Annotated in this window: 12 protein-coding genes and 1 pseudogene; 9 read left to right on the top strand and 4 right to left on the bottom strand. The window is 67.0% G+C overall.

Annotation, left to right across the window (positions count from 1 at the left end; all coding sequences use genetic code 11):
• Positions 1–80 precede the first annotated feature (80 nt).
• The 6 genes from QZY06_RS12655 to QZY06_RS12630 all read left to right on the top strand — a co-directional run bounded on the left by QZY06_RS12655 (position 81) and on the right by QZY06_RS12630 (position 4,629).
• On the top strand, positions 81–506 hold the full coding sequence (locus tag QZY06_RS12655; RefSeq protein ID WP_295684893.1) for a YciI family protein: 426 nt from the start codon (positions 81–83) through the stop codon (positions 504–506).
• A 43-nt stretch (positions 507–549) separates the two neighbouring features.
• Entirely contained in the window at positions 550–963 is a 414-nt protein-coding gene (locus QZY06_RS12650) for a VOC family protein (RefSeq protein ID WP_295684890.1), read from the top strand.
• Between the two features lie 26 nt (positions 964–989).
• Positions 990–1,457 carry a GyrI-like domain-containing protein gene (locus QZY06_RS12645; protein WP_295684887.1) on the top strand — a complete coding sequence of 156 codons (468 nt, stop codon included), beginning with the start codon at positions 990–992 and terminating at the stop codon, positions 1,455–1,457.
• A 25-nt stretch (positions 1,458–1,482) separates the two neighbouring features.
• Positions 1,483–2,931, top strand: coding sequence for a DHA2 family efflux MFS transporter permease subunit (locus QZY06_RS12640; protein ID WP_295684885.1), 1,449 nt, complete (start codon positions 1,483–1,485; stop codon positions 2,929–2,931).
• On the top strand, positions 2,931–4,211 hold the full coding sequence (locus QZY06_RS12635) for a sigma-70 family RNA polymerase sigma factor (protein ID WP_295684882.1): 1,281 nt from the start codon (positions 2,931–2,933) through the stop codon (positions 4,209–4,211). The genes QZY06_RS12640 and QZY06_RS12635 overlap by 1 nt, the downstream gene beginning before the upstream one ends.
• A 61-nt stretch (positions 4,212–4,272) precedes the next feature.
• The gene (locus QZY06_RS12630; RefSeq protein ID WP_022977543.1) at positions 4,273–4,629 is read left to right on the top strand and encodes a YciI family protein; all 357 of its coding nucleotides are present in this window, start codon (positions 4,273–4,275) and stop codon (positions 4,627–4,629) included.
• Positions 4,630–4,688: 59 nt separating this feature from the next.
• On the opposite strand, the gene QZY06_RS12625 is transcribed toward QZY06_RS12630, so the two are convergent.
• On the bottom strand, positions 4,689–5,927 hold the full coding sequence (locus QZY06_RS12625; RefSeq protein ID WP_295684877.1) for a hypothetical protein: 1,239 nt from the start codon (positions 5,925–5,927) through the stop codon (positions 4,689–4,691).
• Between the two features lie 443 nt (positions 5,928–6,370).
• Here QZY06_RS12625 and QZY06_RS12620 point away from each other — a divergent pair, with 443 nt between their 5' ends.
• The gene (locus tag QZY06_RS12620) at positions 6,371–7,489 is read left to right on the top strand and encodes an efflux RND transporter periplasmic adaptor subunit (RefSeq protein WP_295684875.1); all 1,119 of its coding nucleotides are present in this window, start codon (positions 6,371–6,373) and stop codon (positions 7,487–7,489) included.
• Positions 7,486–10,560, top strand: coding sequence for an efflux RND transporter permease subunit (locus QZY06_RS12615; RefSeq protein ID WP_295684871.1), 3,075 nt, complete (start codon positions 7,486–7,488; stop codon positions 10,558–10,560). The genes QZY06_RS12620 and QZY06_RS12615 overlap by 4 nt, the downstream gene beginning before the upstream one ends.
• 72 nt (positions 10,561–10,632) lie before the next feature.
• Here QZY06_RS12615 and QZY06_RS12610 read toward each other — a convergent pair whose 3' ends face one another.
• From QZY06_RS12610 to QZY06_RS12600, 3 genes are all read right to left on the bottom strand, one after another.
• The gene (locus QZY06_RS12610; RefSeq protein WP_295684868.1) at positions 10,633–11,754 is read right to left on the bottom strand and encodes a hypothetical protein; all 1,122 of its coding nucleotides are present in this window, start codon (positions 11,752–11,754) and stop codon (positions 10,633–10,635) included.
• Between the two features lie 286 nt (positions 11,755–12,040).
• Entirely contained in the window at positions 12,041–13,228 is a 1,188-nt protein-coding gene (locus QZY06_RS12605; protein WP_295684865.1) for a hydroxymethylglutaryl-CoA reductase, read from the bottom strand.
• Positions 13,229–13,244: 16 nt separating this feature from the next.
• Positions 13,245–13,727, bottom strand: coding sequence for a YajQ family cyclic di-GMP-binding protein (locus tag QZY06_RS12600; RefSeq protein WP_295684862.1), 483 nt, complete (start codon positions 13,725–13,727; stop codon positions 13,245–13,247).
• Between the two features lie 130 nt (positions 13,728–13,857).
• Here QZY06_RS12600 and QZY06_RS12595 point away from each other — a divergent pair.
• Positions 13,858–14,354 (top strand): annotated as a pseudogene (locus QZY06_RS12595) (radical SAM protein); the annotation flags it as partial.

Raw genomic sequence — 14,354 nt, 5'->3', positions numbered from 1 at the left:
TTTCCACCCGCCTGCTTCGTCGTTGTCTTGAAGGCTCAGAACAAACTGAGTTCACGACCGACACGAACAGGAGAATTCAAATGCGCTTCATGGTGATCATCAAAGCCGATGCCAATTCGGAAGCCGGCGTGATGCCGGACGAGAAACTGCTGACCGAGATGGGCAAGTTCAACGAAGAGCTGGTCAAGGCGGGCGTGATGCTGGCCGGTGAAGGCCTGCATCCCAGCTCGAAGGGTGCGCGGGTCCGTTTTGCAGGCAGCAAGCGCACCGTCATCGACGGCCCGTTCGCGGAAACCAAGGAGCTGATCGCCGGCTTCTGGCTGTGGGAGCTGCGCTCGATGCAGGAAGCGATCGAATGGCTGAAGCGCTGCCCTTGTCCAATGATCGGTGAGTCCGAAGTCGAGATTCGCCAGGTGTTCGAGGCCTCCGATTTCGGCGAAGCGTTCACCCCGGAACTGCAGGAACAGGAAGCCAAGCTGCGCGCCCAGATCGAAGCGCAGCACTGATCCAAACCCTATCAACGAAGCAACGAATCAACGGAGCAAGACCATGCGCATCAATCCCTACCTGAGCTTCAAGGGCCAGTGCCGCGAAGCCTTCGAGTTCTATGCCAAAACCTTTCGCGGCGAGATCGCGATGATCATGAGCCAGGGCGAATCGCCGATGGCCGCCGAATTGCCAGCCGCCAGCCGCGACCTGATCATGCATGCCGAATTGCACATCGGCGATCAGGTGCTGATGGGCGCCGATGCCGTCGAAGGTTGCGGTCCGTCGCAGGGCAATGGTTGCGTGACGATCACCGTCGACAGCATCGATGAAGCCGAACGCCTGTTCGCGGCCTTGAGCGCCGGCGGCACGGTCTTCATGCCGATGGCAGAAACGTTCTGGGCGCAGCGCTTCGGCATGGCCAGCGACCGTTTCGGCACGCCGTGGATGATCAACTGCCTGAAGCCGATGCCCTGAGCGCTGTATCCCCAGGAGACTCACCGATGATCGATATTCCCACCGTCGCGGACAGTCCGGCCCAGGCCACGGCGATGATTGCGCTGAACATCCCGCGCGACGAGATTCGCAGCTGCATGGGGCCGGCGATCCAGGAAGTGTTCGCCGTGCTGGGCGCGCAGGGCCTGCGTCCGGCCGGCCCCTGGTTCTGCTATCACCATCGGCTCGATCCGGCGCGCTTCGATTTCGAAGTCAGCGTGCCGGTCGATGGCGTGGTCACCGCCAGCGGTCGCGTGCAGCGGGGCATGCGACCGGTGGCGACGGTGGCTCGCACGGTCATGCACGGCGCTTACGAGCAATTGCACACCGCCTGGCCGGCGCTCGATGCCTGGGTGACCGAGCAGGGCCTGACCATGCGTGGCGACTTCTGGGAGATCTATACGGTCGGCCCCGAGTCGAGCACCGATCCCGCCAGCTGGCGCACCGAGCTGAACCGGGCGCTGATCCCCAACTAGAACCACCCAAGCCCCAAGCAAGCTCATGACCGCTCCACTCGAAGGAGCCCGCCGCTGGCGGGCCTTGTACATGCTCTGCCTCGGCGTGCTGATGATCGTGCTCGACACGACCATCGTCACCGTCGCGCTGCCATCGATGAAGGCCGATCTCGGCTTCAGCGAGACCTCGCTGGTCTGGGTGGTCAACGCCTACATGCTGAGCTTCGGCGGCTTCCTGCTGCTGGGTGGCCGGCTTGGCGATCTCTACGGTCACCGGCGCTTGTTCCTGTCCGGCCTGGTGTTGTTCACCGCGGCATCACTGGCCTGTGGGCTGGCCGGCTCGCAGCTGATGCTGGTCTCGGCCAGAGCGGTGCAGGGGCTCGGCGGCGCGGTGGTCACGGCGGTGGCGCTGTCGTTGATCATGAATCTGTTCACTGAAGATGGTGAACGCGCGAAAGCGATGGGCATCTACGGCTTCGTCTGCGCGGCGGGCGGCAGCATCGGCGCGTTGCTCGGCGGCGTGCTGACCACCGGGCTGAGCTGGCACTGGGTATTTCTGGTCAACCTGCCGATCGGTGTGTTCGTCTACATCGGCTGCGGACGACTGCTGCCACACGCGGCGGACGATGTCGGCGCCGGGCAGCAGCTGGACTGGGCCGGTGCCCTCACCATCACCAGTTCGCTGATGCTCGCCGTCTACGCCGTGGTCGGCGGCAATGAAGCCGGCTGGCGCTCGACGCAGACCCTGTCTCTGCTCGGCATCGCCGCGCTGCTGTTCATCGCCTTCCTGATCATCGAATCGCGGGTGCGCCAGCCGCTGATGCCCTTGTCGCTGTTCCGCCATCGCAACATCGCGGTGGCCAATGTCGTCGCCGTGCTGTGGTCGGCGGCGATGTTCGCCTGGTTCGTGATTTCGGCGCTGTATCTGCAGCTGGTGCTGAACTACGAAGCACTCGATGTCGGCCTCGCCTTCGTGCCGGCGGACCTGATCATGGCGGCGTTCTCGCTGGGGCTTTCGGCGCGTATCGTCGTCCGCTACGGCCTGCGTAGTCCGATGTGGATCGGCCTGCTGCTGGCGGCGGTCGGCCTGGCGCTGTTCGCCCGGGCGCCACTCGAAGGCCATTTCCTGGTCGACGTGCTGCCGGGCATGTTGCTGCTCGGCATCGGTGCCGGCCTGGCCTTCAATCCGTTGCTGCTGGCGGCGATGAACGATGTGCCGCCGTCCGATGCTGGTCTTGCTTCGGGCGTGGTCAACACCGCGTTCATGATGGGCGGCGCGCTCGGCCTCGCGGTGCTGGCCAGCCGGGCTGATGGCGAGACCCGGAAAGCGATCTCCGCCGGTGTCGAACCGATCGCCGCCCTGGCCGCCGGCCATCGGCTAGCCTTCGTCTGGGGCACTGGCTTCGCGCTGTTGGCAGCGCTGATCGGCGGTGTGCTGCTGCGGCCGAAGATGGCGCCGTCGCCGGAAGGCGCGGCGACCGGCCTTGTGCACTGATGTCCGCACCGGCAAAGGCAGCAGTCGCCGAGCGCATCGCGGCGATCTGGCGCATCGAATCAGGTCGGCTGATCGGTGCGCTGGTCAGGTTGGTGCGTGATGTCGGGCTCGCCGAAGACCTCGCCCAGGACGCGCTGCTCGCCGCGCTCGAACAATGGCCGGAAGGCGGCGTGCCGGACAATCCCGGAGCCTGGCTGATGACCACTGCCAAGCACCGGGCGATCGATCGCCTGCGCCGCGACATCCTGCACCGCGAGCGGGCCGGTTCGCTGGCCGCCGAGATCGAGACCCAGCTGCGCGATGCTCAAGCGCAGCCGGATGCCGACGCGGCGCCGGGCGAAACGGTCGGCGACGATCTGCTGCGGCTGATGTTCATTGCCTGCCATCCGGTGCTGTCGCCGGAAGCGCGGGTGGCGCTGACCCTGCGCATGCTCGGCGGCCTGAGTACGGACGAGATCGCCCGCGCCTTCCTGGTGCCGGAGCCGACCATCGCCCAGCGCATCGTCCGCGCCAAGCGCACGCTCGGCGAACGGCAGATTGCCTTCGAGCTGCCCGATGCCGAAGCGCTGGCGGCAAGGCTCGATTCGGTGCTCGGCGTCATCTACCTGATCTTCAACGAAGGCTATGCAGCCACCGCCGGTGCCGACTGGCTGCGCCCGGCTCTGTGCGAGGAAGCCATGCGCCTGGGCCGCATCCTGTCCGGGCTGGCGCCGCGCATCGCCGAGGTGCACGGCCTGCTGGCGCTGATGGAAATCCAGGCCTCGCGTCTGCGCGCGCGCACCAGCCCGGACGGCGAGCCGATCCTGCTGCCGGATCAGGATCGCGCCCGCTGGGATCGCCTGCTGATCGGCCGCGGCCTGGCGGCGCTGGCCGCCGCGGAGAAGCTGGCCGAGCGTCGCGGCAGCTATACCCTGCAGGCCGGAATCGCCGCCTGCCACGCGCGCGCAGCGACGGCTGCGGCCACCGACTGGCCGCGCATCGTCAGGCTCTACGACGAATTGCTGGACCTGATGCCGTCACCGGTCGTGGCATTGAATCGGGCGGTGGCGGTCGGCATGGCCGAAGGCCCGGCGGCCGGTCTGGCCGAGGTCGATGAACTGGTCGCCCTGGCCAGCCTCGCGGCTTATCCCTGGCTGCCGAGCGTGCGCGGCGATCTGCTCGCCAAGCTCGGCCGGCACCGCGAGGCCGAAGCCGAATTCCTGCGCGCCGCGAGCCTGACCCAGAACGAACGCGAGCAACGTTTCCTGCGCAAGCGAGCCGTCGAAAGTGCTGCGTCATGACGGCGCCGCGCTACCGCCGTAGCATCCAAAGTCTCCACTCTCTCAGCCGTCGACTACTGCCATGTCCTACGCCCTGCTGATTCTCGAAGAACGAGCCCGCCGCGGTCGCCGCAGCCGCCAGGATGCGATGACCGAATACGACGCCATGCAGGGCTTCGGTGCCGGCCTTGCCGCGCGCGGCATTCTCAAGAGCGGCGAGGCGCTGAAGCCGGATGCCGAGGGCGTACGGGTCAGTGCGCGCGGCGGCCGGGCGCTGGTGCTCGACGGGCCGTTCGCGGAATCGAAGGAAATGATCGGCGGCTTCTTCCTGCTCGATGTCGCCAGCCGTGCTGAAGCGATCGCCATCGCGGCCGAATGTCCGGCCACGGCCTGGGCGACGGTGGAAGTCCGCGAGATCGGCACCTGCCACGATCAGTAGAACCCGCTTGCAACGAAAAGAGGCCGCACTAGGCGGCCTCTTTTTTACAGCTCGGCGATTTAGCAGAGGCCGAGGAAGGCCAGCAGGCAGCCGCCGCCCGAACCGCCGCCCGAACCGCCGGTAGTGCCACCCGTGGTCCCGCCGGTGGTGCCGCCCGGGAGACCTGGCAGGCCAGGGAGACCGCCGCCGGTCAGCGGAGCGAGCAGCGAGCTCAGCAAGGTCTGCAGCGGGCCGGTGGCCGTCGCCAGCGGCGAGGTGCCGGCGCTACCGGTCAGGCCGGTCGGCAGCAGCGAGGTCAGCTGGGTGACCAGGCCGGTCAGCGCGGCGAAGCCGGTGCCGCCCAGCGGGTTGGTCGGCAGCGGCGTGGTCGGGCTGGTGCCGAGGCCACCGGTCAGGCCGGCGATCGCGGCCTGCAGCATGGCGACGACATCGGTCGGCGCACCGGCACCGGCTTCGCCCTGCAGCGAGCCGACCGGCAGCACCAGGGTCAGCACATCGTTCAGCGCGTTCTGGGCCAGCGTCTGGAAGGCCCCGGCCAGCGCCGTCGGCGAACCGCCGGTGGCGGCGAGGTTGGTCAGCACCACCAGCTGGTCCAGCGAGTTGCCGACCGTGACCAGAGTGCCGCCGACCACCGGAGCCGTCAGCGCATCCGCCGGCAGCTGGGCGAGGGCGGAGTCATAGGCGGTTGCGAGCTGGGCGACGATGGTCGCCAGCTGGGTGGCGCCGATCTGCGGGATCGTGCCGTTGGACGCGGCAGCAAGCTGCTGCATGGCGGCGGTCAGCACCGGCAGCAGGGCGTCGCCGATCGGGGCCAGCGGCGTGCCGGCGAGCGGGTTGGTGACTGGCACCGGCGTGGTGCCGGTGCTGCCGCCCGCGCAGGTCACCGAGCCGCTCAGCGAACCGAGCAGGCCGGACAGGTTGCCGACCAGAGCGGTCAGCGCGCCTTGGGCCGCAGCCGGCGCGGTGCTGACCAGGGTCGACGGCGACGCCAGGCCGTTGGCGAAGGCGTCGCCGATGTCGAGCAGGTTGCGGGTGACGATCGAGTTGCCGCACAGCAGCACGCCCTGCAGCGGCGTGCCGGCGGTGGCGGTGACCAGCGGCGCGATCACGGTATCGGTGACGGCGGTCTGCACAGTGTCGAGCGGGCCAGCAACCGCGGCCGGGGCCGGGGTCGTCGTGCCGCCGGGCGTGGAGCCGCCACCGCCGGTGCTGCTATCGGTGCCGCTGCTGCCACCGCCGCCGCAGGCAGTGACCAGAACGGCAGCAATGGCGAGGGCGCAGCTGGTTTTCTTGAGCATGATTTTCTCCACACACCGGGGTTATAGGACGCTTCGATTCGGCCGGGGCGCGGTGAGCGGCCCTCGGCGATGGGCGGACTTTAGAAATCGCGACTGTGGTCAAAAATGCCCATCCGATGGACGGCAAGAAAAGCGCTGGCGAGCGGCCGACGGAGTTTCGGACGCCGGGACAGGCGGTCGTCCCTGGGGGACGAACGTCACGCCGGCCCACGGCCTGCGCAAACGATGCGTAGTCATCCTGCAAGGTGAGCGGAGCCGTTGCCGAAGCTGGTACGGTCGATTACTGACGATGCCCGCCAAGCCTTCAGAGTCGCCGCCCCTGCATCGACGGCAGGCATCCGGCGGCGGCGGGCGGCAGCGATATGGCCTACGAACATCAACCTTGTAGCGGCCCGGATGCTCCCTCGGGAGCGTCCTTGCGGGCGTGACGAATCGAGTTGCGGATGAAACAAAAGCGAAGTGTCTGGATCGTCGCGAGTGTGCTGCTCGTGATGGCGGCGGTGGCCTGGTTCTGGGTGGGCAAGGAAAAGGCTGCGGTAGCGCCCGCGGCAACGCCGCTCAGCGTGAGAGTGGCGCCGGTGCGCGTGCAGGACGTGCCGCAGGTGCTGGAAGCGGTCGGCAAGGTGGTGCCGTCGGCGTCGGTGGAAGTGCGTCCGCAAACCGGCGGTCTGCTGACCAGGGTGCTGATCGCCGATGGCGCGCGGGTGAAGGCCGGGCAGCCGCTGTTCGAGCTCGATCCGCAACCTCTGAACACAGCACTGGCCCAGGCTCAGGCCCAGTGGCAGCGTGACAAGGCGCTGGCCGCCGATGCCCTGGCCAGCGAAACGCGGCTCAAGCCCCTGGCCCAGCAGGGCTATGTCAGCGCCCTGGAATTCGACATGGCGGTGAACTCGCGCACCTCGCTGGCTGCTGCCGCCGAAGCGACGCGTACGCAGATCGATCAGGCCCGCATCAATCTCGCCTACGCCAGCATCCGTGCGCCGATCAGTGGTGTGGCGGGTGAGGTGCTGGTCAAGCAGGGCAATCTGCTGGTCGCCGGGGCGACCACGCCGCTGGTGACGATCAACACCATCAGCCCGATCGAACTGGCGTTCGCGCTGCCGCAGCAGCAGCTGGCGGCCTTGCGCGCCCAGCAGCGTCTCGGCCAGGCCATCGTCGTCGAAGCGCGCGACAACCTCAGCAAGGCAGTGACGGCCAGAGGCGAACTGGTGTTCGTCGACAACCAGGTCAACGATGCCTCCGGCACCATCGCCGTCAAGGCCCGCTTTGCCAACACCGACGAAGCGCTGTGGCCGGGCGCGTTCTTCGCGGTGCGGGTGATTTTGAAGACCGATGTCGCGGCGATCACCATTCCCGAGCAGGCGCTGCAGCAGGGGCAGGCAGGGGCCTACGTCTATGTCTTCGACGAGGGCAAGGCCAGGCTGCGGCAGGTCGTGGTCGCCCGCGTGCTCGATGGCCTCGCCGTGGTCAGCAAGGGCCTGAAAGGCGGTGACACCGTGCTGGTCAGCATCCCCAACAATCTGCGTGATGGCAGCGCGGTCACCGTGGCGACTGCGCCGTGAACCTGTCGGCGGTGTTCATCCAGCGCCCGGTGTTCACGGTGGTGCTGATGAGTGCGCTGGTGCTGTTCGGCGGCATCGCTTTCTCCAAGCTGCCGGTCAATGAACTGCCGGATGTCGATTTCCCGACCATCAGCGTCACCGTCACCCTGACCGGCGCCAGCCCGGAGACCATGGCCAGCTCGGTGGCCACGCCGCTGGAAAGCGCGTTCAGCGGCTTGCAGGGCCTGGACACGATGTCGTCGACCAGCTCCAACGGCAATACCCGCGTGGTGCTGCAGTTCAAGCTCGATCGCGATATCGACGGCGCCGCGCAGGACGTGCAGACCGCCGTGTCGCAGGCCGCCCGGCAGCTGCCGCAGGACATCGATCCGCCGCAGATCCGCAAGTCCAATCCCAGCGATGCGCCGGTGATGCATCTGGCGCTGAGTTCGAAAACCATTGCCCTGCCGCAGCTCAACCAGTTCGCCAAGGAGCGCGTGGCGCTGCGGCTGGCCTCGGTGGCCGGAGTCGGCCTGATCGAAGTCAACGGTTCGCAGAAATACGCGGTGCGGCTGTATGTCGATCCGCAGGCTTTGGCAGCCCGCAAGCTCGGTTTCGACCAGATCGTCAGCGCCATCCAGGCCGCCAACAGCAATGCCCCGGCCGGCACGCTCAGCGGCACCGCGCGGGATTACACCGTGCAGGCCGATGGCCAGCTGCACGATGCCGCGGCCTTCGGCGAGCTGGTGCTGACCTACCAGAACGGTCAGCCGGTCCGGTTCAAGGACATCGGCCATGCCGAGGACAGCGTCGAGAACGTCAAGACGTCGGGCTATCTCGATCAGCAGCGAGCGATCGAGATCAACCTGCGCCGGCAGCCCGGCGCCAATACCGTGGCGGTCACCGAAGCGGTGCAGGCGGTGCTCGGCGAAATACGCGCCGGGCTGCCCGGCGACGCCGAACTGCGCGTGGTCTACGACCGCGGCGACTACATCAAGGCCTCGATCCATGACGTCGAGGAGACGCTGCTGATCTCGCTGGTGCTGGTGGTACTGGTGGTGATGCTGTTCCTGCGCAACCTGTCGGCGACGCTGATCGTCGCCACGGTGCTGCCGACCGCCTTGCTCGGCACTTTTGCCGCGATGCGGCTGCTCGGCTACAGCCTCAACAATGTCTCGCTGCTGGCGCTGACCTTGTCGGTCGGCCTGGTCGTCGATGACGCGATCGTGGTGCTCGAGAACATCGTCCGTCATCTGGAGATGGGCAAGAGCCATCGCCAGGCAGCGCTCGATGGCACCCAGGAAATCGGCTTCACGATCCTGTCGATCACCGTGTCGCTGGCGGCGGTGTTCCTGCCGATCATCTTCATGGGCGGCATCGTCGGCCGCCTGTTCACCGAGTTCGGCGTGACCATGGCGGTGGCCGTGCTGCTGTCGGGACTGGTTTCCTTGAGCCTGACGCCGATGCTGGCCAGCCGCTTCCTGAATGCCCGGCAAAGCGATTTCGTGCTGTTCCTGTGGTTCGAGCGGGGCTTTGCGCGGACCGAGCGCGGTTATCGCGCCGGGCTTGCCTGGTGCATGGGCCGACGGATGCTGATGATGGTGATCTCGGTGCTGCTCCTGCTGGGCACCGGCCTGCTCTATACCCAGGTCCACAAGGGCTTCATCCCGCTGGTCGACTCCGGCAAGATCGATGGCAACACCCGCGTCGCCGAAGGCATGCCCTATGCCGAATTCCTGGCGATGCAGAACCAGGTGGTCAAGATCATTCGCGACAATCCCAATGTCGCCGCGGTGATTTCGGTGATCGGCGCCGATGGCGCGCTCGGCAACACCGGACGCCTGCTGATCGGCCTGAAGCCGCTCGCCGAGCGCCACGACAGCGCCGATCAGGTGATCCAGCAGGTACGCGCCCAGACCCGGAAAATCCAGGGCATGGAGCTGGTGATGCGCAATCCGCCGGCGATCAGCATCGGCGTCAGCGCTGCCAGCGGCGCGGTCAGCTACGTGCTGCAGTCCACCGACACCGAAACGCTGTACGCCACCGCCAACGACTTCCTGCAGCGGCTGTTCGAGGTGCCGCAGATCCAGGACGTCAACACCGATCTGCAGCTGCGCAATCCGGAAATCCGCGTCGACCTGCGCCGCGAGCAGATGGCGGCGATCGGCGTGTCACCGAGCCAGATGCAGGACACCCTGCTCAGCGCCTACGGCGGCCGCAGGATCAGCAACATCTACGGCAGCACCGATCAGTATCCGGTGCTCATCGAAGTGGACAAGCGCTTCCAGGCCGACATCAATGCGCTCGACGCGCTGTACCTGCGCGGCAGCAGTCTGGAGATGGTGCCCTTGCCGGCGCTGGCCGACATTCACAGCGATGTCGGCCCGGTGGCGATCAACCATTACGGCGCCCTGCCGTCGGTCACCCTGTCGTTCAACATGGCACCGGGGTCCGCGCTCGGCGAAACGACCCAGGCGGTGCGCAACGCGGCCAGCCAGTTCCTCGATGCCAAGGTGGTCGGCCGCTTTGCCGGCACTGCCAAGGCCTTCGAGGATTCCCTGCGTGATCTGCCGGTGCTGCTGCTGATCACCGTGCTGGTGATCTACATGATCATGGCGACGCTGTACGAGCACTTCATCCATCCGATCACCATTCTCACGGCGCTGCCGCTGGCCGGTTTCGGCGCGCTGCTGATGCTGTGGATCTTCGGTCAGGAACTGAACCTGTTCAGCTTCGTCGGCCTGATCCTGCTGGTCGGCCTGGTCAAGAAGAACGGCATCATGATGGTCGACTTCGCGCTGGAGCTGAAACGCGGCGGCGAGGCCCGCTACAGCCGAGCGCAGGACGCAATGCTGGAAGCCAGCGTGGTGCGTTTCCGGCCGATCATGATGACCACGCTGGCCGCGATACTCGGCACCTTGCCGATCGCGCTGGGCATCGGCGCCGGTGCCGAAGCGCGCCGGCCGCTGGGCATCGCCGTTGTCGGCGGCCTGCTGTTTTCCCAGCTGCTGACGCTGTACATCACGCCGACCTTCTACGTCAGCATGGAACAGCTGATGAAGCGCCGACGCCAGCGGGCGGAGGCGGGTTGACGGCGGTTTCGCCCGCGACCAGACAAAAAAAGAGGCCGCACAAGGCGGCCTCTCTTCACAGCTTGCGAGCGATCAGCAGAGGCCGAGGATGGCCAGCAGGCAGCCGCCGCCGGTGATCGGCGCCAGCAGCGAGCCGAGCAGGGTCTGCAGCGGGCCCGTGGCGGCGGCCAGCGGCGTGGTGCCGGCGGTGCCGGCGAGGCCGGCCGGCAGGACCGCAGTCAGCTGGCTGATGATGTCCGGCAGCACCGCGAAGCCGGCCGCGTTGAGCGGATTGGCCGGCAGCGTGGTGGTCGGGCTGGTGGCGAGGCCACCGGTCAGCGAAGCCACAGCGGCCTGCAGGGTGGTGACCAGATTTGTCGAGGCGCCGCTGCCGGCACCGGCCTGCAGCACGCCGACTGGCAGCACCAGGGTCAGCAGATCATCCAGCGAGCCGGTGGCCAGCGCCTGCAACGAGGTCGCCAGTACATCCGGCGCAGCGCCGCTGGCGGCCTGGGTGGTCAGGGTCTCCAGATCGACCAGGGAATTGCCGATCGTGGTCAGCGTGCCACCGAGCACCGGCGCGCTCAGCGCTTCGGGCGGGATCTGGGTCAGCGCCATGCTGTAGGCGTCGGACAGCTGGGCAACGATGGTCGCCAGCTGGGTGGCGCCGATCTGAGGCGCAGTGCCGCTGGACGACGGGCTGAGCTGCTGCGAAGCGGCGGTCAGCACTGGCAGCAGGGCATCGCCGATCGGCGCCAGCGGCGTGCCGGCCAGCGGATTGGTGGTCGGCACCGGGATGTCGCCAGCGCTGCCGCCCAGGCAGGTGGTGGCACCGGTCAGCGAGCCGAGCAGGCCGGACAGGTTGCCGACCAGTGCGGTCACTGCGCCCTGCGCCGCAGCCGGTGCGGTGCTGACCAGGGTCGACGGCGACATCAGGCCGTTGGCGTAGGCATCGGCGATATCGAGCACGTTGCGGGTGACGATCGAATTGCCGCAAGCCAGAACGCCCTGCAGCGGCGTGCCGACGGTGGCTTCGACCAGCGGTGCGAATACGGTGGTGGAGATGGCGTTCTGCGCCGGGTCCAGTGGGCCTTCGACGGCCGGTGCGGTGCTCGACGTGCCGCCTGGGGCAGTCGAATCGTTACCACCGCCGCCGCCACAGGCAACCAGCGTGATCGTGGCAAAGGCGAGGGCGTAGCGGGTCTTGTTGAGCATGTTGTTCTCCACGGTGTAGCGATCGGGATACTGCGGTTCCTGCCGTTACAGCCCCTGAGACGCACGGCGGTGGACGAACTCTAGAAACCCGTTTGCCGACAAAAATGCGGCACCGATGGACGGCAGCGAAGCCGCCTGCCGACGGCCTGAATCGGTGCGTGTGCGGGGATCAGCGGTAGCGCGCGACAGATGAACGTCAGCGCCTTCAGGCGCTGCGCGCAAATGGTGCAGTGCGTGCTCGAAGCCGGACGGTGCTCACCGTCCGGGTGCAGGGCTCAGGACCCGGTCAGGGCCGGTTGCGGCCCAGCTGATCGTGGCTCGATACCCAGTCGCCGGCCAGGATCGCGCTACTCAGGCTGGTTTCGCCGGCAAGCACGGTCGCCGCGCAGATCTCGGCGAACTTGTCCGCACCGCCCTGGCCATAGCAGCCAAGCATTTCCAGACATTCACGCTGGGTGGCCAGACCGGTGCCGCCGCCGTAGGTCGCGCAGATCAGCGAGGTCAGGGTGATCGACCAGTAGTAGTCGCCGTTGTCGAGCAGCTGGCAGTAGGTGATCGCGGCATGCGATTCAGCGACGTTGGCCACGTCCTGCCCGGTGGCGATGAACAGCGCGGTGATGCCGTTCGCCGAATGCGCGGCATTGTTCGACGAGCCGGCCATGAAGGCACCGGCCTGGGAGATCTGCCGGGCATGGAACAACTGCTTGCCGGTGACGCCCATCAAGGGTTTCAGCACCGAATCCTTCAACACGATTTCGGCGACCACGCGCTTGCCGCGGGTCAGCAGCGTGTTGATCTGCGAGTGCTTCTTGTCGGTGTCGATGTTGCCGGACAGGATGAAGTTCGGATGATCCGGATACTCGCTCTGGATCCACTGGCAGGCGGCCAAGGTGGCCTTGCCGACCATGTTCTGGCCGGCCGCATCGCCGGTCGAATAGTTGAAGCGCAGATAGCGCAGATTGCCGAGGGCGTACTGGCCGATGTATTGCAGCTTGCCGACTCGGGTGGTGGCTTCGGCCACCTTGCGAATGGCATCGAGGTGCGTCTCGATCCACTCGCCGAATGCGCGTGCCGCCAGCGCATCCTCGAACATGAAGACAGGGGAGCGCTGCATGTGCTGCTCGACCACCGTGGTCTTCACGCCGCCGCATTCGCTGAGCAGCCGCATGCCGCGGTTGTAGCTCGCCACCAGCGTACCTTCGGTGGTCGCCATCGGAATGTAGAAATCGCCGCGCGCGTGTTCGCCGTTGATGCGCAGCGGTCCGGCGATGCCGATCGGCACCTGGGCGACACCGGCGAAGTTCTCGATATTGCCCGGCAGCACGCCGGGATCGAACGAGTAGTGGCCGACGTGATTCAGCGAGGCACCGGTCTGCTGCTCGACGAAGCCGCGCCGCGTCGCCGCGATCTCGACGCTGTAATCGTTGCTCTTGTCGCGCGGGACTTTCGCGGGCGGGTTCTGATCGTTGGACATGGGCGGGCTCGGCTCCTCAGTCGCGGAAATTCTCGAACTGCAGCGGCACTTCCAGCTCGGCCTTCTTCAGGAAGGCGATGGTGGTCTGCAGGTCGTCGCGCTTCTTGCCGTTGATGCGCAGCTTCTCGCCCTGGATCTGGCAGTCTACCTTCAGCTTGGCTTCCTTGATCTTGGCGATGATCTTCTTCGCCTGCGCCTGCTCGATGCCCTGCTTGATCGTGATCGTGCGGCGCGCACCGGCGAGATTGGTCTCGACCTCGCCAAGCTCGATGCAGCGCAGGTCGATCTTGCGGCCGGCCAGCCGGATCTTGAGCATTTCGAGCAGCTGGTCGAGCTGGTACTCGCTCGGCGCGAACTGCGTGATCACGTTGTCGACGTGCTCGAAGCGCGCATCGGTGCCGCGCAGGTCGTAGCGGTTGCCGAGGTCACGCTTGGCCTGGTCGACCGCGTTCGTGAGTTCGTGCTTGTCGACTTCGGAAACGATATCGAAGGAGGGCATGTGCGCGGGCGGGTTCGGGAACGGCTGCCGAGTATCGGCAGGCCGGCTGCGTTTTTCCACTCGACGGCGGCGGCTGGTTCAGAATGCGCGCAGCCTCACGCTCCCCGCCCGAATCCCGTTTCGAGTCCGCATGCCTGTCCTGCCGCCATCGCCGCGCGTGCTGTCGCTCATCCCGCCGATGACGCAGCTCAACACGCCGTATCCATCCACCGCCTACCTGACCGGCTTCCTGCGCCAGCACGGCGTCGATGCCGTGCAGGAGGATCTCGCGCTTGCGCTCGTGCTGCGGCTGCTGAGCCGCGACGGCCTGCAGCAGATCCACGCGCGCGTGCAGGCGCTGCCGGACGCTGCGCGCAGCGAGCCCGTGCAGGCCTTCGCGGTCCAGTACGAGCGGCATCTGGCCACGGTCGAGCGCGCCATCGCCTTTCTGCAGGGCCGCGATCCGACGATCGCCCACCGCATCGCCAGTCGCCAGTTCCTGCCGGAAGGCCCGCGCTTCCGCAGCCTCGACGTGTACGAAGACGAGGACGGCGGCGATCCGCTGGCCTGGGCCTTCGGTTCGCTTGGCGTGCAGGACCGCGCGCGCCACTTCGCAACGCTGTACCTGACCGATCTCGCCGACGTGAT

The organism is uncultured Nevskia sp., assembly GCF_903885465.1.
Classification (GTDB): domain Bacteria; phylum Pseudomonadota; class Gammaproteobacteria; order Nevskiales; family Nevskiaceae; genus Nevskia.
Note: the sequence above shows the minus strand (reverse complement) of the source record. Positions and strands in the feature narration are given on the sequence as shown.